The sequence below is a fragment of the Streptomyces sp. NPDC096046 genome (assembly GCF_040303285.1).
In the GTDB taxonomy this organism is placed as follows: Bacteria; Actinomycetota; Actinomycetes; order Streptomycetales; family Streptomycetaceae; genus Streptomyces.
This window is the reverse complement of the sequence record NZ_JBEOSZ010000009.1, coordinates 1-20,637: the sequence shown is the minus strand read 5'-3', so window position 1 is coordinate 20,637 and position 20,637 is coordinate 1. Positions and strand designations below refer to the sequence as shown.

Annotated in this window: 22 protein-coding genes; 10 read left to right on the top strand and 12 right to left on the bottom strand. The window is 72.2% G+C overall.

The window, feature by feature from the left end; translation table 11 throughout:
• Nucleotides 1-11: 11 nt before the first annotated feature.
• Both ABTX62_RS10530 and ABTX62_RS10525 read right to left on the bottom strand, forming a co-directional pair.
• Nucleotides 12-755: a zinc ribbon domain-containing protein gene (locus tag ABTX62_RS10530; protein ID WP_352115949.1), complete on the bottom strand. Its 744-nt coding sequence runs from the start codon at nt 753-755 to the stop codon at nt 12-14.
• Nucleotides 752-1,606 carry a Nif3-like dinuclear metal center hexameric protein gene (locus tag ABTX62_RS10525; RefSeq protein ID WP_352115793.1) on the bottom strand — a complete coding sequence of 285 codons (855 nt, stop codon included), beginning with the start codon at nt 1,604-1,606 and terminating at the stop codon, nt 752-754. The genes ABTX62_RS10530 and ABTX62_RS10525 overlap by 4 nt, the downstream gene beginning before the upstream one ends.
• 199 nt (nt 1,607-1,805) lie before the next feature.
• On the opposite strand from ABTX62_RS10525, the gene ABTX62_RS10520 reads away from it, so the two are divergent.
• Nucleotides 1,806-2,996, top strand: coding sequence for a hypothetical protein (locus tag ABTX62_RS10520; RefSeq protein ID WP_352115792.1), 1,191 nt, complete (start codon nt 1,806-1,808; stop codon nt 2,994-2,996).
• A 97-nt stretch (nt 2,997-3,093) separates the two neighbouring features.
• Nucleotides 3,094-3,267 (top strand): hypothetical protein, encoded by a 174-nt coding sequence (locus ABTX62_RS10515; protein WP_352115791.1) that lies wholly within the window; start codon nt 3,094-3,096, stop codon nt 3,265-3,267.
• Nucleotides 3,268-3,362: 95 nt separating this feature from the next.
• Here ABTX62_RS10515 and ABTX62_RS10510 read toward each other — a convergent pair whose 3' ends face one another.
• From ABTX62_RS10510 to ABTX62_RS10490, 5 genes are all read right to left on the bottom strand, one after another.
• Nucleotides 3,363-4,304 (bottom strand): 3-oxoacyl-ACP reductase, encoded by a 942-nt coding sequence (locus ABTX62_RS10510; protein WP_352115790.1) that lies wholly within the window; start codon nt 4,302-4,304, stop codon nt 3,363-3,365.
• An 11-nt stretch (nt 4,305-4,315) separates the two neighbouring features.
• Nucleotides 4,316-5,392: a Zn-dependent alcohol dehydrogenase gene (locus ABTX62_RS10505; protein WP_352115789.1), complete on the bottom strand. Its 1,077-nt coding sequence runs from the start codon at nt 5,390-5,392 to the stop codon at nt 4,316-4,318.
• A 31-nt stretch (nt 5,393-5,423) separates the two neighbouring features.
• On the bottom strand, nt 5,424-6,281 hold the full coding sequence (gene chsH3 / locus ABTX62_RS10500) for an enoyl-CoA hydratase ChsH3 (RefSeq protein WP_352115788.1): 858 nt from the start codon (nt 6,279-6,281) through the stop codon (nt 5,424-5,426).
• 313 nt (nt 6,282-6,594) lie between these two features.
• Nucleotides 6,595-6,858, bottom strand: a complete 264-nt coding sequence (locus ABTX62_RS10495; RefSeq protein ID WP_352115787.1) for a hypothetical protein — start codon at nt 6,856-6,858, stop codon at nt 6,595-6,597.
• A gap of 101 nt (nt 6,859-6,959) precedes the next feature.
• Nucleotides 6,960-8,423: an MFS transporter gene (locus ABTX62_RS10490; protein ID WP_352115786.1), complete on the bottom strand. Its 1,464-nt coding sequence runs from the start codon at nt 8,421-8,423 to the stop codon at nt 6,960-6,962.
• 484 nt (nt 8,424-8,907) lie between these two features.
• On the opposite strand from ABTX62_RS10490, the gene ABTX62_RS10485 reads away from it, so the two are divergent.
• The 7 genes from ABTX62_RS10485 (at nt 8,908) to ABTX62_RS10455 (ending at nt 14,152) form a co-directional block, all read left to right on the top strand.
• Nucleotides 8,908-9,558 carry a class I SAM-dependent methyltransferase gene (locus tag ABTX62_RS10485; protein WP_352115785.1) on the top strand — a complete coding sequence of 217 codons (651 nt, stop codon included), beginning with the start codon at nt 8,908-8,910 and terminating at the stop codon, nt 9,556-9,558.
• Between the two features lie 107 nt (nt 9,559-9,665).
• A complete protein-coding gene (locus tag ABTX62_RS10480; protein ID WP_352115784.1) occupies nt 9,666-9,953 on the top strand; it encodes a hypothetical protein in 288 nt (95 codons plus the stop codon).
• Nucleotides 9,954-10,016: 63 nt separating this feature from the next.
• Complete coding sequence (locus ABTX62_RS10475; protein WP_352115783.1) at nt 10,017-10,967, top strand: N-acetylmuramoyl-L-alanine amidase; 951 nt, start codon at nt 10,017-10,019, stop codon at nt 10,965-10,967.
• A 149-nt stretch (nt 10,968-11,116) separates the two neighbouring features.
• Nucleotides 11,117-11,638, top strand: coding sequence for a hypothetical protein (locus ABTX62_RS10470; RefSeq protein WP_352115782.1), 522 nt, complete (start codon nt 11,117-11,119; stop codon nt 11,636-11,638).
• A 236-nt stretch (nt 11,639-11,874) separates the two neighbouring features.
• Nucleotides 11,875-12,705 carry a hypothetical protein gene (locus tag ABTX62_RS10465; protein ID WP_352115781.1) on the top strand — a complete coding sequence of 277 codons (831 nt, stop codon included), beginning with the start codon at nt 11,875-11,877 and terminating at the stop codon, nt 12,703-12,705.
• Between the two features lie 96 nt (nt 12,706-12,801).
• Complete coding sequence (locus ABTX62_RS10460) at nt 12,802-13,812, top strand: LLM class F420-dependent oxidoreductase (protein ID WP_352115780.1); 1,011 nt, start codon at nt 12,802-12,804, stop codon at nt 13,810-13,812.
• A 46-nt stretch (nt 13,813-13,858) separates the two neighbouring features.
• Nucleotides 13,859-14,152, top strand: a complete 294-nt coding sequence (locus ABTX62_RS10455) for a hypothetical protein (protein ID WP_283969927.1) — start codon at nt 13,859-13,861, stop codon at nt 14,150-14,152.
• A gap of 79 nt (nt 14,153-14,231) precedes the next feature.
• Here ABTX62_RS10455 and ABTX62_RS10450 read toward each other — a convergent pair whose 3' ends face one another.
• From ABTX62_RS10450 to ABTX62_RS10440, 3 genes are read right to left on the bottom strand one after another with little or no spacing between them, the layout of a single operon-like run.
• The gene (locus ABTX62_RS10450) at nt 14,232-15,302 is read right to left on the bottom strand and encodes a prenyltransferase/squalene oxidase repeat-containing protein (RefSeq protein ID WP_352115779.1); all 1,071 of its coding nucleotides are present in this window, start codon (nt 15,300-15,302) and stop codon (nt 14,232-14,234) included.
• On the bottom strand, nt 15,299-16,048 hold the full coding sequence (locus ABTX62_RS10445; RefSeq protein WP_352115778.1) for a class I SAM-dependent methyltransferase: 750 nt from the start codon (nt 16,046-16,048) through the stop codon (nt 15,299-15,301). Before ABTX62_RS10445 ends, ABTX62_RS10450 begins: the two co-directional genes overlap by 4 nt.
• Nucleotides 16,042-17,541, bottom strand: coding sequence for a glycosyltransferase family 4 protein (locus ABTX62_RS10440; RefSeq protein ID WP_352115777.1), 1,500 nt, complete (start codon nt 17,539-17,541; stop codon nt 16,042-16,044). Before ABTX62_RS10440 ends, ABTX62_RS10445 begins: the two co-directional genes overlap by 7 nt.
• A gap of 212 nt (nt 17,542-17,753) precedes the next feature.
• On the opposite strand from ABTX62_RS10440, the gene ABTX62_RS10435 reads away from it, so the two are divergent.
• A complete protein-coding gene (locus ABTX62_RS10435; RefSeq protein WP_352115776.1) occupies nt 17,754-18,413 on the top strand; it encodes a TetR family transcriptional regulator in 660 nt (219 codons plus the stop codon).
• Between the two features lie 321 nt (nt 18,414-18,734).
• Here ABTX62_RS10435 and ABTX62_RS10430 read toward each other — a convergent pair whose 3' ends face one another.
• Nucleotides 18,735-18,968 carry a ferredoxin gene (locus ABTX62_RS10430; protein ID WP_283969932.1) on the bottom strand — a complete coding sequence of 78 codons (234 nt, stop codon included), beginning with the start codon at nt 18,966-18,968 and terminating at the stop codon, nt 18,735-18,737.
• Nucleotides 18,969-18,970: 2 nt separating this feature from the next.
• Nucleotides 18,971-20,422, bottom strand: a complete 1,452-nt coding sequence (locus ABTX62_RS10425; RefSeq protein WP_352115775.1) for an aldehyde dehydrogenase — start codon at nt 20,420-20,422, stop codon at nt 18,971-18,973.
• Nucleotides 20,423-20,637 lie beyond the last annotated feature (215 nt).

The window sequence follows — 20,637 nt, the reverse complement described above, 5'->3', positions numbered from 1 at the left end:
TCCCTGAAGGCCTAGAGACCGGACTCGGACGTGCGCACCAGGATGCGGCGGCAGTTCTCACAGCGGATCACCGTGTCGGGTGCCGCCTTGCGGATCTCGGCCAGCTCGGTGATGGCGAGCTCCTGCCGGCAGCCCTGGCAGCTGCGCGCGTACAGCTTGGCCGCGCCGACGCCGCCCTGCTGCCCGCGCAGCTTGTCGTAGAGCTTGAGCAGGTCGTCGGGGATCGAACCGGCGATGACCTCGCGCTCCTTGGTGACCGTGGTGACCTCGCCGTCGATCTGCTCGAGGGCGGCGTCGCGGCGCGCGGTGGCGTCGTCGATCTTCGACTGGACGGAGGTGACGCGCTCGGTCAGCTCGGCGACCCGCTCCTGCGCGGACTCCCGGCGCTCCATGACCTCCAGCACCACGTCCTCCAGATCGCCCTGCCGCTTGGCGAGGGAGGCGATCTCGCGCTGGAGGTTCTCCAGGTCCTTGGGGGAGGTGACGGCGCCGGAGTCCAGGCGCTGCTGGTCGCGGGTGGCGCGCTGGCGCACCTGGTCCACGTCCTGCTCGGCCTTGGTCTGCTCGCGGGCGGTGTCGCTCTCCTCGGTCTGCGCGGCCACGAGCAGGTCGCGCAGCTGGGTGTGGTCCTTGGTCAGCGATTCGATCTCGGCGTGCTCGGGCAGCGACCTGCGCTTGTGGGCGAGCTGCTGGAGGCGGACGTCGAGGTCCTGGAGGTCGAGGAGTCGGATCTGGTCGGCGGGCGCGGCGTTCAGTTCGGGGCTCCAAGGGGGTCAGAAGTGGTTGAGGCCGCGTGCGCGGTCCAGGGGTCGGTGACCGTCTTCGAGACGTGGACGCGCAGGTCCCATCCGTGCCGGTCGGAGATCTCGTCGAGCTGGCTCGCGGCCAGCTCGCACCAGGGCCACTCGGTGGCCCAGTGCGCCGCGTCGAGCAGCGCGAGGGGACTGTGGGCGCGGGCCTCCGACACCGGGTGGTGGCGCAGGTCCGCGGTGAGGAAGGCGTCGGCTCGGGCCGCGCGGACGTGGTCGAAGAGGCTGTCGCCGGAGCCGCCGCTGACGGCGACGGTGTGCACGAGCGCCTCGGGGTCACCGGCGACGCGGATGCCCTGCGCGGTGGCGGGCAGCCGCTCGGCGGCGCGGGCGGCGAGCTCGCGGACGGTCAGCGGGTGGTCCAGCGCGCAGAGGCGGCCGAGGCCGCGGCGGCCCTCGGGGTCGGTGGGGTCGGGCACGAGCGGCCCGGTGATCCGCAGGTCCAGGGCGCCCGCGAGGGCGTCGGAGACACCCGGGTCGGCGGTGTCGGCGTTGGTGTGGGCGACGTGCAGCGCGATGTCGTTCTTGATGAGGGTGTGCACGACACGGCCCTTGAAGTGCGTCGCCGCGACCGTGGTCGTGCCGCGCAGGTAGAGCGGGTGGTGGGTGACGAGCAGGTCGGCGCCCAGTTTCACCGCCTCGTCGACGATCTCCTGGACGGGGTCGACGGCGAACAGGACCCGCGTGACCTCCTGGTCCGGGTCGCCCGCGACGGTGCCGACCGCGTCCCAGGACTCGGCCCGTTCGGCGGGCCACAGGGTCTCCAGGGCGGCGATGACTTCAGACAGACGGGGCACGGAAGCAAGGCTACCCGCCTGATCTGTGGCGTTGCACCGTCACCGCCCGCTCCGGGCGCCCGTCGTCCCGCTCAGCACAATCGTCCCCTTTTCCTCAGGCGAATCGTTCCTGGAACACCCTTATGTGTGAAGCCTGCGCCCGAGGAATTCCCCGCCCGTGCGTGCGAGAACTACGTTCGTCACTGGAGGTGACCGAACGATGACGGTCTGTGCGATCGAACCCTCGGCGGGACCCGAGGACGAGGACGGGACCGCGCCGGCAGGCTGCACACTCACCGCGGACGGTGCCTACGGCGCGCGTCTCGCGTCGGCCGGCGACTCCTGGTTCCCGGAGCGCTGGACCCTGGACGGCCCCGAGCCGTACGCGGTGCCCCTGCCCCGCAACCAGCCGGAGGAGCCCGGCACCGAGGTGCAGCCGATGGGCGACGGGCGGGTCCTCATCCACCGGGTGGTGGCCGCCCGGCACGCCTTCTCGCTGCTGTACCCGACCGGGCCCGGCACCGGCGAGCTGCCCCTGGGTGCGGTCGAGTGCGCGGACGCGACCGCCCGGCTGCGGCTGCTGCCGCCCGCCCCGGGCGGTGAACGGGCCTACGCCCTCGCCGTCGGGCCGCGGTCGACGTCGGTGTGGCTGGTGGCGGGCGGCGCTTTCGGGCCCGAGCGACTGGCCGAACTGCCCGGCCGCTGCACGGGCGGGGTCTGGCTGGACCGGACGGGCCGGCTGCTGGCGCTGGACCGGGAGGCCGGGGGGCGCGTCAAGACCGTCGTGGTGGACCTGGACGGCGGTGGAGAGGTGTCGCCGCTGCTGCAGATCGCAGCCGAGAGCGACGACCGGCTGCTGCTCGCCGACCTCGACAGCGGACTGCTGATCGTCCGCTCGGACGCGCCCTCGCCGGGGCAGGACCGGCTGGGCTGGGGCGTGCTGGGCAGCTCGCTGCCGGTGCGCTTCCCGGAGTGTCTGCGGCTGCGCGACTGCTCCGTCACGCCGTTCGCGATCCAGCCGGGGCAGGTGCTCACACCCGAGAGCTGCGCGGTGGCGCTGCGGCTGGACGGGCCGGCGGGCAGCTGGGTCGGTGTCTGGCGGCCCGCCGAGCGGCGGGTGCACCATCTCCGGGCGCCCGAGGGGTGGCTGGCGGGCACGGGCCTGTGGACACCGGAGGGGGTGCTGCGGCTGCCGTACGCGACGCAGGCCGTGCCGTGCGGGGTGGCGCGGGTCAGTCCGCCCGGGGCCGTGCCGCCGGAGCCGACAGCCCCGGTTCCGGAACCCCCCGGGGGGCGCGGGGAGCACGAGTCCCCCGCCCCGTCAGCGCCGTCCGCTCCTCCTCCCGCACCCTCGGCGCCGCGCCCCGTGCCGCTTCGGGAAGCTCCGTTGGGACGCCTTGTAACGAACTAGTGCCGGTTGGCGTGGCCGCCTGGATTCGAGGTCAGGGGTGCCGGTTAGACTCACCCGGCTGTAAAAAAGATCATGTTGACGGGGTGAATTCCATCCGATGAGTGACGCCAGCACGAACCAGCCGCGTACTGCCGACGTCCGGCAGCCCTCCACTTCCTCCGGCCACGGCCGGCACCGTGGTGAGGTCTCCACGCAGGACGGCGAGACGGCTCCGCGCGGACGCCACCGCAAGCCGGTGGCGGAGACCGGGCAGGCCGTGACCGCTGCCTGACGGCACGTCGGTCACCAGACGGCGAACGGCCCTTCCCGCCACCAGCGGGGAGGGCCGTTCCGTGTCTTTCACACCAGCGTCCGCGCCCTGGCCCTTCACCCGCGTTTCAGCCCCAGTACCTCCGCCGCCGCGAACGTCTCCCCCGCCGGGCGGTCCGCGTAGTACGGCCCGAGGACGGCCTCCAGCTCGTCGTAGGTGAAGGTGTCCTGCTCGGTGTCGAACTTGGCGGCGATCCGCGGCCGTTCGACGACGGCGACCGTCCCGCCGTGCACCACGAGGAGCTGCCCGCTCACGTGGGCGGCGGCGGGTGAGGCCAGGTATCCGACGAGGGGGGCCACGTGCTCGGGGGCGAGCGGGTCGAGGCCCGGGCCGGCCGGCTGCTCGACGCCCGCGAAGACGTCCTCCGTCATGCGGGTGCGGGCGCGCGGGCAGATGGCGTTGGCGGTGACGCCGTACTTGCCGAGGGCGAGGGCGGTGGAGGTGGTGAGGCCGACGATCCCGCCCTTGGCGGCCGCGTAGTTGGGCTGCCCGGCGGATCCGGCGAGGAACGCCTCCGAGGAGGTGTTCACGATCCGCCCGAACACCGGCTCCCCGGCCCGCTTGGACCGCTCGCGCCAGTGCGCGGCGGCGAACCGGGTGGTGTTGAAGTGGCCCTTGAGGTGCACGCGCAGGACGGAGTCCCACTCCTCCTCGGACATCGAGAACACCATGCGGTCGCGCAGGATGCCCGCGTTGTTGACGAGGATGTCGAGCCTGCCGAACGTGTCGGCCGCCGACTCGACGAGCGTGCGCGCCTGCTCGAAGTCGGAGACGTCGCCGGTGTGGGCGAGGGCGGTCCCGCCCGCCGCGCGGATCTCGGCGGCGACCTCCTCGGCGGGTCCGGCCGAGGCCTCGCCGGTACCGTCGCGGCCGGGCTGTCCGTAGTCGTTGACGACGACCGCGGCACCGAGCCGGGCGAGTTCCAGCGCCTCGGCCCGGCCGAGTCCGCGGCCCGCGCCGGTGACGATCGCGGACCGTCCTTCCAGGGGCAGCGCCATGGCGTGGGCCCTCACATCTCGATGCAGGTGCGCAGGGCCGTCCCGGTCCGCATCTGGTCCAGGGCCTCGTTGATGTCGGCGAACGGGACCCGGTGGGTGATCAGACCGGCCAGGTCGATCCGGCCCGCGCGCCACAGGGCGATGGTGCGCGCGTAGGAGCGCAGCACGTCTCCGCCGCCGTACAGGGACGGCAGGATCCGCTTCTCGTCGAAGAACAGCTCGAACATGTTGAGCTGGAGGAAGTCGTCCATGGCTCCGGCGCCGACCACGACGAGGGTGCCGCCACGCCGGGTGTTGTCGTACGCGGTGCGTGCCGTGGCGGACTTGCCGACGACCTCGAAGACGTGGTCGAAGCCCTCGCCGGCCGTGACCTGCTGCTTGGCGTCGGGCAATTCGTCGGGGGAGATCGCCCGGGTGGCGCCGAACCCGAGCGCGGACTCGCGGCGCGCGGCGATCGGGTCGACGGCGACGATCTCGGCGGCGCCCTTGAGCCGCGCGCCCTGGATGACGGAGATGCCGACGCCCCCGCAACCGATGACCGCCACCGACGAACCAGGCTCCAGGTCGGCCGTGTTGAGGGCTGCGCCGAGGCCGGTCGTCACCCCGCAGCCGATCAGCGCGGCGATGTCGAAGGGCACGTCGTCGGGGATCGGCACCGCGCAGCCGGCGTCGACGACGACCTCCTCGGTGAAGGTGCCGGTACCGGCGAAGCCGAAGACGTCCCCACCCGGCCGTTTGAAGTTGGGGGTGCCCGCGTTCATGAACCCGGCCAGGCACAGCTCGGTCTGCCCGCGCTCGCAGGCGGGGCACGTGCCGCAGGCGGGCAGCCAGCACACCACGACCCGGTCACCGGCCCTCAGGTGCGTGACGCCCTCACCCACCTCGACGATCTCGCCCGCGCCCTCGTGCCCGGGCACGAACGGCGCGGGCTGCGGCAGTACCCCGCTCATGGCGGACAGGTCCGAGTGGCACAGCCCCGTGGCACGCACCCGGATCCTGACCTTGCCGGGCCCGAACCCCACCGCCTCGACGTCGTCGAGGACCTCCAGCTTGTCCTGGCCGATCTCGTGCAGTACGGCTGCGCGCATGGTGCGGGCTCCCCTCGTACGGCGTGCTGGGTCAGGTGTGTTCGACGACGGTGTCGGCGAGGACGGGGGCGTCGTCACGCTCCGCGGCAGCGACGGCGACCCGGGTGGATCCGGGTTCGTGCCACATGCGGATCCGCAGGGTCTCGCCCGGGTACACGACTCCGGCGAACCGGGTGGCGTAGGTCCGCACCCGGGTCACGTCCCCGCCGAGCAGCGTGTCGACGACGGCCTTGAGCGTGATGCCGTAGGTGCACAGGCCGTGCAGGATGGGCCGTTCGAACCCGGCGACCTTGGCGAACTCGGGGTCGGCGTGCAGCGGGTTCCAGTCGCCGGAGAGCCGGTAGAGCAGGGCCTGGTCCTCGCGGGTCGGCCGCTCGACCGTCCGGCCGGGTTCGCCGGTGGGAGGCTCGAGCCGGGCCGAGGGGCCGCGGTCGCCGCCCCATCCGCCCTCGCCGCGGATGAAGATCTGCGCGTCGTTGGTCCACAACGACCCCTGGGCGTCGGCGACTTCGGTGCGCAGGACGAGGACGGCAGCGGTGCCCTTGTCGTACACGGCGGCGATCCGGTGGGTGGCGGTGGCGGTGCCCGTCGCCGGGAGGGGCCGGTGGATCACGAGGCTCTGGCCGCCGTGCAGGACGCGGGCCAGGTCGACCTCGATGCCGGGCATGGACAGTCCGCTGGTCACGCCGGGTTTTCCACCGCCCGCGACGGTGGCGAAGCTCGGCAGGACGTGCAGCCGGGATTCCAGGGTGTAGCGCAGCTCGTCGGGATCGGTGGCGGGACTGCCCGCGCCGATGCCGAGGTGGTAGAGCTGCACGTCCCTGTGGTCCCAGGAGAGCTCGCCGGTCCGCGGTTCGGCCGCGAGCGCCGTGGCTGCGTCGATGGGCATGGGGCTCCTGATCGCCGGAAGGAGGGACCTCGGTACGGCCGTCCGCACCGTCGGCCGCACCGAGGCCGTCTGGGACCGAACGGGAACACGAACTGGAACGCGTTCCAGTCCCGCGCCCTCTGTATAGCCGAGGCCCCGGCACTTGTGAAGCCTCCTGACGCCGTGTCAGGTCGGTCGGCGGGATGACATGTGTCCTTCCGGAGTGCGTACGAGCGCCCTGCCCCGGCCCCCGAGACGCGGTCGCCTTCCGGGGTGACTTCCTGAGCCCTCCCCCGCTACCGGCCGGTCATCACGGACACGTACCACCTGACCGTCAACTCCTGGGCGCCGAGACCGGCCGGCTGGTCATTACCGACACGCACCACCCGATCGTCAACTCCTGGACGCCGGGACCCCGGCTGGTCATCACCGACACGCACCACCCGATCGTCAACTCCTGGACGCCGGGACCCCGGCTGGTCATCACCGACACGCACCACCCGATCGTCAACTCCTGGGCGCCGAGCCCCCGGCTGGTCATCACCGACACGCACCACCTGATCGTCAACTCCTGGGCGCCGAGCCCCCGGCTGGTCATCACCGACACGCACCACCTGATCGTCAACTCCTGGGCGCCGAGCCCCCGGCTGGTCTTCCACCTGGAGTACGACGCGGCGGACTGCTACCTGACCACCCGGCTCACGGAACCCGGGCCGCCCGCCGCGGCAGCCACACCCACATCAGCACGGCCCCGGCCGCCAGCACCCCGGTCCCCACCCGGAACGCGAGTGCGTAGCCCGCTGTCAGGGCCTGCGGGGTCGTGTGGCCCGCCGACTCGGCCGCCGCCAGGGTGGACAGGACGGCCAGGCCCAGGGAGCCGCCCATCGTGCGGGACGTGTTGACGAGCCCGGAGACCAGGCCCGCCTCCTCGGGGGCGGCGCCGGAGGTGGCCAGGGAGGCGAGGGGGGTCGCCGCCAGTCCCGCGCCGAGCATCATGAGGACGCCGGGGACGAGGATCGCCGTGGCGTAGGAGCCGTCGGGCGTCATCGTGGACTGCCAGGCGAAGCCGGCCACGGCGACCAGGGTGCCCAGCACGGCGACGTCGCGCGGGCCGATCGGGCGCATCAGGCGGGGCGCGAGCTTGGAGCCGAGGATGACGGCGAGGGAGCTCGGGACCAGGGCGAGGCCGGCTTCGAGCGGGGTGTAGCCGAGGACGTTCTGCGCGTAGAGGGTCATGAAGAACCACATGCAGAACATCGCGGAGCCGCACAGGAACATCGAGACGTTCGCGGAGGAGACCGAGCGGACGCGCAGGAGGCCGAGCGGCATCAGCGGACTGGCCGTGCGGGCCTCGACCGCGAGGAACGCCCCGAGCAGGGCCAGACCGGCGAGCAGGGGCAGCAGGGTGGCCGGTGCCGTCCAGCCCGCCGCCTCCGTCTGGGAGATGCCGTAGGCCAGCGTGCCGAGGCCGGCCGTGACGAGCAGCGCGCCGGGCAGGTCGAGGCGCCGGCCGTCCCCGGCCCGGCCCTCGGTGAGGAACCAGGCGGCGGCGCACAGCACCACGGCCCCGACGGGGACGTTGATCAGCAGCACCCAGCGCCAGGAGAGCGTCTCCACCAGGAGCCCGCCGACCAGGCCGCCGGCCGCGCCACCGCCGGCCCCGACCGCCGTCCACGTCCCGATGGCCCGGGCCCGGGCGGCGCCCTCGGGCACCGACGCCGTGAGGATCGTCAGCGTCGAGGGCGCCAGCACCGCCGCGCCCAGCCCCTGCGCGGCCCGCGCCACGAGCAGCTGCCAGTCGGCCTGCGCCAGCCCGCCCGCCGCCGAGGCCAGTGTGAACAGACCGAGCCCGACGAGGAACATCCGCTTGCGGCCGTAAAGGTCCCCGGCGCGCCCGCCGAGCAGCATGAACCCGGCGAAGGCGATGGCGTAGGCGTTGACGACCCACTGCAGGCCCTGCTCGCTGAGCCCGAGCCCGGTCCGCATCGAGGGCAGCGCCACGTTGACGACGGACACGTCGAGCACGACGAGGAACTGCCCGGCGCAGGTGAGCGCCACGACGAGCCACATCGGCGGCGCCCCGCGCGGACGCAGCCGGGACCGTCGGGATATGCGGGATGTGCGGGCGGCGTCGGCGTCGGCGGATTCGAGCATGGGTGTCATGCTCTCAACCGCCTCGCACCCCTTGCATCGGGATTTCGCCGGGTCGTGACCTCCGTCCCGGGCCCTAGGACCCCGCTGAATCCCAAGGACGGGTCAAGATTTCGTCAGGCTGCCAAAGCAACGGAATAGTTGCCTGGACGTACGAGGTTCAGAGCCCACGTACCCCGACGTACCCCGACGCATCCCGGCCCGGAGGCCCTCTTCATGACGCAGACGACGGCAGACGGCCCCGCCGGCAGAGCGAGCGGGGCCGTGGTCCCGGTGCTCGCCTTCGCGGGCATCGTTGTCGCGGTGATGCAGACCTCGTCCGCGACCCCCGGGGGGCGACGAGCGCCCGGTCGGCCTGGACCTGTCGCTGCCGGGCGAGACGGTCTCCGCCTGACCCGCCGCCCGATTCCGTTACTCGCCGGTACCCCCTGTCGTCCTCGCGGCAGGGGGTACGGCACGATGGCGCCCTGACCGTCGTACGACCGAGAGGAATCCCATGCCCGCGGCCCCGAAGCCCGAGATCCTGGCCGCGTTCGAGGCGGCGAAGGGGTTCATGCCCACCGGCGAGGGCCTGGCGCTGTACGCGGCGGCCGTGGAGGCCGGGCGGCTCGGGCTGCCGCTGCTGGAGGTCGGCACCTACTGCGGCCGGTCCACGATCCTGCTCGCCGACGCGGCCCGCGCGGCCGGGGTCGGCGCGCTCACCGTCGACCACCACCGCGGCAGCGAGGAACAGCAGCCGGGCTGGGAGTACCACGACCCGGAGACGGTCGATCCCGAGATCGGGCTGATGGACACGCTGCCCACGTTCCGCCGCACGCTCCACAAGGCGGGCCTGGAGGACCACGTGGTCGCGCTGGTCGGGCGTTCCCCGCGGATCGCCGCGTTCTGGCGGACCCCGCTGGGGTTCGTCTTCATCGACGGCGGCCACACCGACGAGCACGCCACGGCCGACTACGAGGGCTGGGCCCCGCACGTCGCCGAGGGCGGCCTGCTGCTCATCCACGACGTCTTCCCCGACCCGCAGGACGAGTTCACCGGCCAGGCCCCGTACCGGATCTACCTCCGGGCGCTCGCGTCCGGCGCCTTCACGGAGGTCTCGGCGACGGACTCGCTACGGGTCCTGCGCCGCACGGGCCCGGGCGTCTGAGGGGGCGGCTGGGCGGGTGAACCGCGCCCCGTCCGGCCCCTCCCGGTCGGCCCACGGGCGGCGTGGCGAGTCGGCGGGCGACGGCCACTGCCCAAGGATCCGGGCGCGTGGCACACACCTTCGCAGAGCTCGTGGAGAAGCAGCGCGCGGCGGACGAGGCGTACGCGCGCGTGCGTCGCCTCCAGGACGCGTACGGGCCGCCCACCCAGACCCAGTGGAGCGAACAGCAGACCACCACGTGGGAGACGGCCTGGCGCGCCTGGCGCGATCTGGCCCGGGACGTCCAGGCGGCGGTGACCGGGTACGCGAGGCAGGAGGGCACACCGCGTCCCGAGGTCGAGTCCCGGGTGAAGGAGGCGGTACGGCGCGGGGACGCCGACGGGAACGGGGCGTAGTCAGCGCTGCGGCGGGCCGTCCTCGGCCCGCCGCCCCCGCTGACGGCCGCTAGGGTGGCAGGCGTGTCGTACGTAGGCCCGGACTTCGAACCTCCCCAGAACCGCCGCCCCCGCCGCGGCCCCCTGACCGTGGCGCTCGCCGCGCTGGTGCCGGGGGCGCTGCTCGGCTGGCTGGTGTACGAGACGGTGGGAGTCTCGGGGGACGACGGCGGTTCGGGTCGGGCGGCCGTACGGTCCTCGCCGCCCGCCGCGTCGAGCGCGCCCTCCGACGACGCCAAGGAGCCGGGCCCCTCCCTTGAGCCCACGGCCCCGTCCTCGGCCGCCGCGCCCGCCGCCTCCGGCCCGCTCAAGGGCAAGGTCGTCGTCATCGACCCGGGGCACAACCCGGGCAACTTCCAGCACGCGTCCGAGATCAACCGCAAGGTGAACATCGGAACGAACCGGAAGGAGTGCGACACCACGGGCACGTCCACCAACGACGGTTACACCGAGGCCGCGTTCACGCTGGATGTGGCGCACCGGATGCGCACCCTCCTGGAGAAGCAGGGCGCCACGGTGAAACTGACCCAGGACGGCGACCGGCCGTACGGGCCGTGCGTGGACGAGCGGGCCCGGATCGGCAACCGGGCGAAGGCCGATGCCGTGGTCTCGATCCACGCGGACGGCTCGGGCGCGGGCAACCGCGGCTTCCATGTGATCCTGCCCGGCGCGGTCGAGGCGGGCGCCGCGGACACCGGGGCGATCGTCGGTCCCTCCCGCGACCTCGGCGAGCGCGTAGCGGGCCGCTTCGTCGCGGTCACCGGCAGCACGCCCTCCAACTACCTCGGCGACGGCAGCGGACTCGTCACGCGTAAGGACCTGGGCGGTCTCAATCTGTCAACGGTTCCCAAGGTGTTCATCGAGTGCGGCAACATGCGCGACAGCAAGGACGCGGCGTTGCTCACCAGTGGCGCGTGGCGACAGAAGGCGGCGCAAGGGATCTCCGAGGGCATCAGAGGGTTCCTGAACAGGTAGGCGGCTGCGCAGCCTTGACAGCGACGCAACCCACTCCGCCATGCACATGCTCAGTTCTTCCTCAAGTTGATCGCAAGTGCGCATGACAACTTGATCAACTTGCTTCGACCGGAGGCACTCTTGGCCTCCAAAGAGGAACGGGGAACGCGATGAAGCGTCGTACAGCCCAGTTCGGAGCGATGACCGTCGCTCTGACCGCCTGTCTGGCGGGCACCGCCACCACCGCTCAGGCCCAGCCGGTATCGCTCACCGCAGAGACCCGAACGGTCAAAGCGGCCGGAGCCCCCTTCTACCCGTACGGCAAGCTGGTGCACGTCAAGTCCATCGGAACGAAGTGCGGCAAGAAGCCGCTCGCGAAGGCGTCCGGCCCGGGCGGCACCAGGCTCGGCATCTCCGAGACCAAGTCGGTGAGCACCACTCTGTCGAAGAACATCGGGGTGACCTACACCGCCATCAGCGCGGGCGTCGGCTGGGACGTGCAGAAGAGCCGCAGCATTACCGTCAGCGGGAGCCGGGAAGTTTCTCGCGGCAAGCACGGAACACTGACCGCTTACGCCAAGTACAGCGGCAAGAAGTTCGACGTCTACGACAAGATCCGGTTCAAGATCGTCGAGAAGAACAAGACGGCTTACAAGCCGATCGGCGTCTGCTTCACGTACACGGAGAAGTAGCACACCGCGGGAACTGTCACCCGCATGCGCCAGAGTCGCCCGCCGGTCTCCCGGCAGGCGGCTTTCTCGCAGAGGACGCAGGACGGCCGTTGATCCGGGCAGACACCCCTGCCGAGCGAGGGATACCCTCATCCGTACCATGAGGGGCCACCCCCGCGCTTCCCACCACGCCCTCGCGGCGCCGTGGTGACAGCGGCGCCTCCACCGACGACGAGACGACTGGCGAAGGAACTGAAGTGAATATCCGCTCCCTCACTCGAGGCGACGGCGTGGTGATCGGAGCAGCGGTGTTGCTGTTCATCGCGTCGTTCCTCGACACCTACGGCGGCGACAGCAGCAACATTCCCAACGCCTGGGACAACCTCGGCCTGCTGATGAGCGTGTACGTGGGCGGCATCATCGGCGCGGTCCTGATCGTCGTCGCCCGTGCGCTGCCGCAGCCACGCACCGTCATCGGGCTCGAACTCGGTCAGGTCGGTGTCGCGCTGACGATCTTCGCCGCATGGGCCGCGTTCTGGACGATCATCGACCCGGCGGGGTCGATCGACACGGCGGGGTTTGACGTCGAGGTGGGCGCCGGCCTGGTCCTCGGCCTGATCGGCGCCCTGCTGATGGCCGCCGCCGCCCTCGCCACCCCCCTCGTCCCCGCCCTCAAGGGCGCCCTGCTCCCGGCCCCCCGTCCGGCCTCCCCGCAGCCCTACGGCGCCCAGCCTCCCGGTGGTTACGGCTACCCGGGCGCGCAGCAGCCCGGCGGCTACGGCCACCCGCAGCCGGGTCAGCCGCAGCCGGGTCAGGCGCAGCAGCCCGGGCAGCCGTTCGGCGGACAGCCCCAGCCCCAGCAGGCCCAGGCCCCGCAGCCGCCGGCCGGGGACTTCTCCCCGTTCTGGTTCGCGGTGCCGGTGCCGCGGCCGCTGTTCGCGGAGGACGGCTCGCCCACGCCGATCGCCGAACTCGCCCCGGGGACCTGGTACCTGGCCGTCGAGCAGCGCGGGGCGGCCCTGGTCGCCCAGACGCAGGACGGCCGCCGCGGTGTCCTCCAGGACACGTCGGGCATCCAGCGCGGCTGAGCCCCGCAGCGCCTCTCGGCCCCTCGCCCTTCCGGGCGGGGGGCCGTTGTCGTACAGTCGGCGTCCCGTCAGCTGACGCACCGTCAGGAGGCAGGCATGCGGCTCGGTCTCGCGCTCGGCTACTGGGGCCGCGGCCCGTCCCCCGACCATGTGCGCCTGGCCCAGGAGGCGGAGCGGCTCGGCTACGACTCCGTGTGGACGGCGGAGTCCTGGGGGTCGGACGCCTTCACCCCGCTCACCTGGATCGCGGCCCACACCTCCCGCATCCGGCTCGGCACGGCCGTCGCTCAGATGGCGGCCAGGTCACCGGTGACGACCGCGATGCACGCCCTCACCCTGGACCACCTCTCCGGCGGCCGCGTGATGCTGGGCCTCGGGCTTTCGGGCCCACAGGTCGTCGAGGGCTGGTACGGCCGCCCGTTCCCCGCCTCCCCGCTCACCGCCACCCGTGAGTACGTCGACGTCGTGCGGCAGGTGCTGCGCCGCGAGGCCCCCCTCGAACTGGCCGGCCGCTTCCACTCCCACCCCTACCGGGGCCCGGACGCCACGGGCCTCGGCAAACCCCTCAAGCCGATCACCCACCCGCTGCGCGCCGGTCTGCCCGTCCTGCTCGGCGCGGAGGGGCCGAAGAACGTCGCCCAGACGACCCGGATCGCCGACGGCTGGCTGCCGCTGTACTGGTCCCCGACCCGCCCGGAGGTCTACGGCCCGGCCCTGGCCGAGCTGCCCGAGGGCTTCCTTGTCGCGCCGATGGCCCGGGCCCGGGTCTGCGACGACGTCGCCGAGGGCCTGCTGCCCGTCAAGGCGATGCTCGGCTTCTACATCGGCGGGATGGGCCACGCGGCCCGCAACTTCCACGCCGACCTGATGGCCCGCATGGGCTACGAGGCCGAGGCCCGCCGCATCCAGGAACTGTTCCTCTCCGGCCGCCGGGAGGAGGCCGTGCTGGCGGTCCCCGACGCCTTCGCCGACGAGATCTCCCTGGTCGGTCCGCGCGAACGGATCGCACGGCGACTGGAGTTGTGGCGCGAGGGCCCGGTGACGGATCTGCTGCTGCTCGGCCCCGACCTTCCCACCCTGCGGGTCCTGGCGGAGTTGAACTCCTGAGCGAATCCACGGGTTTCATCCCGGGTTCCAGGGCAATCCGGAAGGTATGTCCCCTCGATATCGCAACGGTGCGAATCAGGCCGGCACGATCGTCGCGGTCGTGGCCGACATCATGGCCCTCATCCTGGGCCTGTGGATTCTGATGTACCTGCTTGAAGCCAACCCCGGCAACTCGTTCGTCCAGTTCATCCACGACGCGGCCCGCTGGCTCGCCGGCTGGTCGCACGACCTGTTCACGTTCGACGAGGCCTGGGCCCGAGTGGTCTGCGGCTACGGTCTGGCAGCGGTGGTGTACCTGTTCATCGGCCACGCCATCGCCAATCGAGTGCACCGGCACTGAGGCCCCCAGGGGGCGCGGGTGACTGCGCGACGAGCCGCATCCGACCCGCGCCCGCCACTGGCACCGGCCATCCGGGCTCTCAGGCGCAGCAGTCCGTGTCCAGCCCGCTGGGCAACTCCTCGCCCCCGAAGACCTGGCAGGTGGCCTCGTGCCCGCCCAGCGCGGCCACGGCCAGCAACAGCGACCCCGCCGTCCAGGTGGTCAGCTCCCGCGGCCAGACGGCGTCGTCGTCGAAGACGTATCCCGTCCAGTACAGCCCGCTCTCCGGATCGCGCAGGTGCCGGATCGACTGGAGGATCTCCAGCGCACGGTCCGATTCCCCCATCGCCCACAGCGCCAGGGCCAGTTCGGCGGACTCACCGCCCGTGACCCACGGGTTGGGGTCCACGCACCGCACCCCCAGCCCGGGGACGACGAACCGGTCCCAGTCCTCCTCGATGCGGGCCTTGGCCGCCGCGCCGGTCAGCGCACCGCCGAGCACCGGGTAGTACCAGTCCATCGAGTAGCGGTTCTTGTCGAGGAACCGCTCGGGGTGGTGGCGTATGGCGTGCCGCAGCGCACCGGCCGCCAACTCCCAGTCGGGTTGCGGCTCTTCCCGCTGCTCGGCGATGGCCAGCGCGCAGCGCAGCGCGTGGTGGATGGAGGAGCTGCCCGTCAGCAGGGCGTCCGCCGTCTGCGTACCGTCGTCGTCGCGTCGCCAGCCGATCTGCCCGCCCGGCTGCTGGAGGCGCAGCACGAACTCCATCGCCGCGGACACCGTCGGCCACATCCGGTCCAGGAACGCGTCGTCGCCGGTGGACAGGTAGTGGTGCCAGACGCCCACGGCTATGTAGGCGACGAAGTTGGTCTCCCGGCCCCGGTCGGTGACCGCGTCGAACTCGCCGTCGGTGTAGGCCGCGTACCAGGAGCCGTCCTCGTTCTGGTGCCGGGCCAGCCACAGGTAGGCTCGCTCGGCGGCCTCGTGCTCGTCGGCCGTGTCGAGGGCCATGGCCGCCTCGACGTGGTCCCACGGGTCGAGGTGGTGCCCCCTGAACCAGGGGATCGCCCCGTCCTCGCGCTGCACGGCGAGGATGCCGGCGACGGTCGCGGCGGCCTGCCCTGCGGTGAGGACCCCGGGCAGGACCAGATGTTCCGTCCGGGGAGTGGTCACGTGGCGTCCGCCCCGGTGCCGGCCAGACGCGGCAGGTGCGGCTTGGTCGCGTACGCCACGAAGCTCTTGCCGATCAGCGGGTTCAGCGCCTGCTCGGCGACCCGGGTGGCAAGCGGCTTCTTCATGATGTCCCAGACGAGCAGCTTGTGGTACGCGCGCACCGGCAGCGCCTTGTCGTTGTCGACGCCGAACGCGCACTTGAGCCACCAGTAGGGCGAGTGCAGGGCGTGCGCGTGGTGCGTGCCGTAGGGCTTGAGGCCGGCCTCGCGGATCTTCTCCAGCAGTTCGTCCGCCTTGTAGATGCGGATGTGGCCGCCCTCGACCTCGTGGTAGGCGTCGGAGAGGCTCCAGCAGACCTTCTCGGGGCCGTAGCGCGGGACGGTGACGGCGATGCGCCCGCCGGGCTTGAGCACCCGGACCATCTCCGCGAGGACGCCCTTGTCGTCCGGGATGTGCTCCATCACCTCGGAGATGATCACGACGTCGAAGGACTCGTCGGGGAAGGGCAGCGCGAGGGCGTCGCCCTCCATGGCCGTGGCGGTGGCGCCCTCGGGGGCCTCGCCTGCCTCCTTCATCGCCGCGAACCACCGGGCGACCTCGCGGATCTCCTCGGCGTTCTGGTCCAGCGCCACGACCTGTGCGCCCCGCCGGTAACACTCGAACGCGTGCCGCCCGGCCCCGCAGCCGAGATCCAGGACACGGTCACCCGGGGCGAGCGGGAACCGGGAGAAGTCGACGGTCAGCACGTGGCCCTGCTTTCGGAGTTGACGCCTTCTACATCTGCCGGGGCTGCGGAGACAGCACCTGCTGTGCCTGCGGGTACCGCGGGTGCCGTACTCGCGGGTGCCGTACTCGCGGGTGCCGTACTCGCGGGTGCCGTGGGGACGGTACCCGTCGGGAGGGCCGAACGGCCGGAAGTCCTCGGCAGGGTGCGGATCCCGGCCCGGTCGATCTCCTCGCGGTAGCGGGCCACCGTGCCCTCCGCCGCCCTGGCCCAGGTGAAGTGCCGCAGCACCCGCTCGCGCCCGGCCGCGCCGAGCCGTGCGCGCAGGTCCGCGTCGCCCAGCAGCCGGCCGAGGCCCGCGGCCAGCGCGCCCGCGTCGCCGGGCGGCACCGCCAGGCACGTCTCCCCGTCACGGCCGGCGACCTCGGGGAGGGCACCACCGGTCGTGGCGAGCAGCGGCGTCCCGGTGGCCATGGCCTCCGCGGCCGGCAGCGAGAAGCCCTCGTAGAGCGACGGCACGCACGCGATCTGCGCCGAGCGCACGAGATCGACGAGCTCCGCGTCGGAGATGCCCTTGACGAACTCCACGGCCCCGGCGAGGCCGTAGCGCTCCATCGCCTGGGCGACCGGCCCTTCGGCGGGCCGCTTGCCGACGACGACGAGATGGGCGCCGGGGTGCTCGGTCCGTACCTTGGCCAGCGCCTCGACGAGATGCACCAGGCCCTTGAGCGGCACGTCCGCGCTGGACGTCGTCACGATCCGGCCCGGCACGACCGGCACCGACGGATCCGGCGAGAACAGGTCGGTGTCGGCGCCGATGTGGACCACGTGGACGCGGTCCCGCCGGACACCGAGGTGGTCGACGATCTCCTGCTGCGAGGTGCCGGAAACGGTGAGCACGGACGGCAGTCGGCGCGCGACGCGCTTCTGCATGCGCGTGAAGGCGTACCAGCGCCGCACCGAGGCGCGCCGCTTCCAGCCGTCCGCCGCGTCCAGCTCCAACTGCCGGTCGACGGTGATGGGATGGTGGATGGTGGTCACCAGAGGTGCGCCGACATCGCCCAGCAGGCCGTAGCCGAGGGTCTGGTTGTCGTGCACGACGTCGAACCGGCCGCGGCGGGCGCGCAGGTGGCGGCGGGCGCGCAGCGAGAAGGTCAGGGGTTCGGGGAAGCCGCCCGTCCACATCGTCGCGACTTCCAGCGCGTCGATCCAGTCGCGGTACTCGCCGCGCCCCGGTGTGCGGAAAGGATCCGGCTGACGGTACAGGTCGAGGCTGGGCAGCTCGGTGAGGCTCAGCCCGTCGTAGCCCTCGTCGAGCACGGGGTACGGCTGGGCGCCGATGACCTCGACCCGGTGTCCGAGGCGGGCCAGTTCGCGCGACAGGTGCCGGACGTAGACGCCCTGGCCGCCGCAGAACGGGTTCCCTTTATAGGTGAGGAGCGCGATGTCGAGCGGTCGCAAGCCGTCGGCAGCGGGGTCCTCCGGGGCCCCGGCCTCCCTGGCCTCAGCGGTCACTCCGAGCCCCCTTCTCCCTGCACTGTCCCGCGAGATTACGCCGGGACGCTAATCTAGAACAAGTTCCAGACTTGATCGTTCGGAGGCTCCGAATCTACCGGCAGGTAAGGGCGCTGTGACCAGTGGAGCAGGTGATTCACGCCACGGCCGGTCCCGTGCCATGCTGTGTGATCACTCGTCCTCACGGACGGTCACGGAACGGGATTCGAACCATGCCCGCAGAAGCCAAGGTGAGCGCCAAGGTGAACAAGCCGGCCCAGGTGGAAGCCAGAGCGGCGGCGCCCGCCTCCGCCCCCCTCACGGAGCGGCAGGAGGCCCGTCGGCGCCGCATCCTGCACACGAGCGCGCAACTGGCCAGCAGGGGCGGCTTCGACGCCGTGCAGATGCGGGAGGTCGCCGAGTCCTCGCAGGTGGCCCTCGGCACGCTGTACCGCTATTTCCCGTCCAAGATCCACCTCCTGGTCGCCACGATGCAGGACCAGTTGGAGCACATGCACGGCACCCTGCGGAAGAAGCCCCCGCAGGGCGAGACGGCTGCCGAGCGGGTCGCGGAGACGCTGATGCGGGCTTTCCGGGCGCTGCAGCGCGAGCCGCATCTGGCCGATGCCATGGTCCGGGCCCTGACCTTCGCGGACCGCAGTGTGAGCCCGGAGGTCGACCAGGTCTCCCGGCAGACGACGGCGATCATCCTGGACGCGATGGGCCAGGAGAACCCGACTCCGGAGCAGCTCTCGGCGGTCCGGGTCATCGAGCACACCTGGCACTCGGCCCTGATCACCTGGCTGTCGGGGCGCGCCTCGATCGCCCAGGTGAAGATCGACATCGAGACGGTGTGCCGCCTGATCGACCTGAGGGCACCGAGCACCCCGTGAGCCCCATAGCCCCGGATGCCTCGTAAGCCCCCAGCCCCAGCCCCAGCCCCGGCCCCCGGACACGACGAGGACCTACGAGACGGGTTCCCTTCGCCGGCATGGTCCGGATCAGGTGATGGGGGTCGCCTCGGGGTGCCGGCCTTTCGGCCCGCTCCCTTCGGCCTCTCAGCCCTACCGTCGCAGTCGGCACCCGCGGAAGCCGAGGCTTCCTGCCGACGTCGGCCACTCCGGTCGGACTCCCTCACTCGCCTCGTAGGCCGATTTCCAGAATAGAAGCCCGCATAAGGGAATGAAACCCCTCACATCATGATTTTTCGGGCGCTACTCCTCCGGCGGGAACACCGCCTCCCCGCCGTCCCGCAGCGTGATCGTGATCGCCTCCGTGGGACAGCTCTCCGCGGCTTCCAGCACCCGCTCGTTCGCGTCCGTGTCCGGGGCGAGGGGACGGGACTGGCGGGCGGCGTCCAGGCGGAAGCCGTCCGGTGCGTGGTGGAGGCACTGCGCGGAGCCGATGCACAGGGAGCGGTCGACCTCGATGTGCCAGCGGTCGCCCATCGCTACGCCTGCGCCGGGAGGTGGATCATCTTGTGCTCCAGGTACTCGCCGTACCCCTCGGGCCCGAACTCCCGTCCCAGGCCCGAGTTCTTGTAGCCGCCGAACGGGCCGAGCATGTCCAGGCTGAAGGTGTTGACCGAGTACGTGCCCGTACGCACCCGGCGGGCGATGTCGATGCCGTGCTCGACATCGGCGGTCCAGACGCTGCCGCTCAGGCCGTAGTCCGAGTCGTTCGCGATCCTCACGGCGTCGGACTCGTCGTCGTAGGGCAGCAGGCAGATCACCGGGCCGAAGATCTCCTCGCGGGCGATGCGCATGGAGTTGTCGACGTCGCCGAAGAGGGTCGGCTCGACGTACCAGCCGCGGCCGAGGCCGGCCGGGCGTCCGCCGCCGGTGAGGATCTTGGCGCCCTCCTCCTGCCCGATACGGATGTAGTCGAGGTTGCGCTGCTGCTGCCGCCGGGCCACCAGCGGCCCCACCTGGGTGGCCGGGTCCAGCGGGTCGCCGACCGTCAGGGCGCCCGCCGCGGCGGCGAGGGCGTCGGCGAACTCGTCGTAGCGGGAGCGCGGCAGCAGGATGCGGGTCTGGGCGACGCAGGCCTGCCCGTTGTTCATCCAGGCCGCGGGGGCGATGCCCGCCACAGCCGTCTCGACGTCGGCGTCGGGCAGGACGACGGCCGCGGACTTGCCGCCCAGTTCGAGCGTCACCCGCGTGAGGTTGCGGGCGGCCACCTCCATCACGCGCTTGCCGGCCGCGACCGACCCGGTGAAGGACACCTTGTCGACGCCGGGGTGCCCGACCAGGTACTCGCTGACCTCCCGGTCGGCGGGCAGGATGGACAGCACGCCCTCCGGAAGCCCGGCCTCGCGGGCGATCTCGCCGAGCAGGTAGGCGTCGAGCGGGGACTCGGGGGAGGGCTTGAGCACGACCGTGCAGCCGGTGAGCAGCGCCGGGGCGAGCTTGGCGGCCGCGACGAACTGCGGGACGTTCCAGGGGACCACGGCGGCCACGACCCCGACGGGCTCGCGGCGCACGAGGATCCTGCCCAGCACGCCGTCGCGCCGCTCCTCGTGGGTGAAGTTCCGGGCGACGGTGATCGCCGAGTCCCAGACCATCACCGCGCCGAGGGCCTGGGCGAGGACGCTCCAGGAGTACGGCGAGCCGTTCTGGGCGGAGATCAGGCGGGCGATCTCGTCGTGCCGGACGGCGACGGCGTCCTTGATCCGGCCCACGATCTCGATCCGCTCGTCGAGGCTCATGCGCGGCCAGGGCCCCTCGTCGAACGCCCGCCGCGCCGCCGCCACGGCCCGGTCCACATCCGCCGTCGAGGCGTGCGGGACGCGTCCGATGACCTCCTCGGTGTGCGGGGAGATCACCTCGATGACGTCCCGCCCCAGGGGGTCGGTCAACTCCCCGCCGATGAACAGCTGTCCGTGTTCCACGAGCTCGGTCATGGCCGACTGCCTCCCCGGGAGCATGCTCTGACGGTGCATCAGGTATGCCCACTGATACCAGCCCCGCCCCGAGGAGTCCACGGACCGCACACCGCCGGGGCGCCTCCCATGGAAACTCGTTCTAGTGCCGCGGCAGGCAACGTTTGCCCGTCAAGGAGCGGCGTCCGGTGCGTGCTCTCGGCGTGCCGGGTGCAAGCCCTCGTACTGGGTGTACT

Excerpts from the sequence above, each read along its gene's own strand:
- ABTX62_RS10520 (WP_352115792.1), top strand. The coding sequence starts at position 1,806 with ATGACGGTCTGTGCGATCGAACCCTCGGCGGGACCCGAGGACGAGGAC.
- ABTX62_RS10515 (WP_352115791.1), top strand. The coding sequence starts at position 3,094 with ATGAGTGACGCCAGCACGAACCAGCCGCGTACTGCCGACGTCCGGCAG.
- ABTX62_RS10510 (WP_352115790.1), bottom strand. The coding sequence starts at position 4,304 with ATGGCGCTGCCCCTGGAAGGACGGTCCGCGATCGTCACCGGCGCGGGC.
- ABTX62_RS10505 (WP_352115789.1), bottom strand. The coding sequence starts at position 5,392 with ATGCGCGCAGCCGTACTGCACGAGATCGGCCAGGACAAGCTGGAGGTC.
- chsH3 (WP_352115788.1), bottom strand. The coding sequence starts at position 6,281 with ATGCCCATCGACGCAGCCACGGCGCTCGCGGCCGAACCGCGGACCGGC.
- ABTX62_RS10495 (WP_352115787.1), bottom strand. The coding sequence starts at position 6,858 with ATGACCAGCCGGGGGCTCGGCGCCCAGGAGTTGACGATCAGGTGGTGC.
- ABTX62_RS10490 (WP_352115786.1), bottom strand. The coding sequence starts at position 8,423 with ATGACACCCATGCTCGAATCCGCCGACGCCGACGCCGCCCGCACATCC.
- ABTX62_RS10485 (WP_352115785.1), top strand. The coding sequence starts at position 8,908 with ATGCCCGCGGCCCCGAAGCCCGAGATCCTGGCCGCGTTCGAGGCGGCG.
- ABTX62_RS10470 (WP_352115782.1), top strand. The coding sequence starts at position 11,117 with ATGAAGCGTCGTACAGCCCAGTTCGGAGCGATGACCGTCGCTCTGACC.
- ABTX62_RS10460 (WP_352115780.1), top strand. The coding sequence starts at position 12,802 with ATGCGGCTCGGTCTCGCGCTCGGCTACTGGGGCCGCGGCCCGTCCCCC.
- ABTX62_RS10455 (WP_283969927.1), top strand. The coding sequence starts at position 13,859 with ATGTCCCCTCGATATCGCAACGGTGCGAATCAGGCCGGCACGATCGTC.
- ABTX62_RS10435 (WP_352115776.1), top strand. The coding sequence starts at position 17,754 with ATGCCCGCAGAAGCCAAGGTGAGCGCCAAGGTGAACAAGCCGGCCCAG.
- ABTX62_RS10430 (WP_283969932.1), bottom strand. The coding sequence starts at position 18,968 with ATGGGCGACCGCTGGCACATCGAGGTCGACCGCTCCCTGTGCATCGGC.
- ABTX62_RS10425 (WP_352115775.1), bottom strand. The coding sequence starts at position 20,422 with ATGACCGAGCTCGTGGAACACGGACAGCTGTTCATCGGCGGGGAGTTG.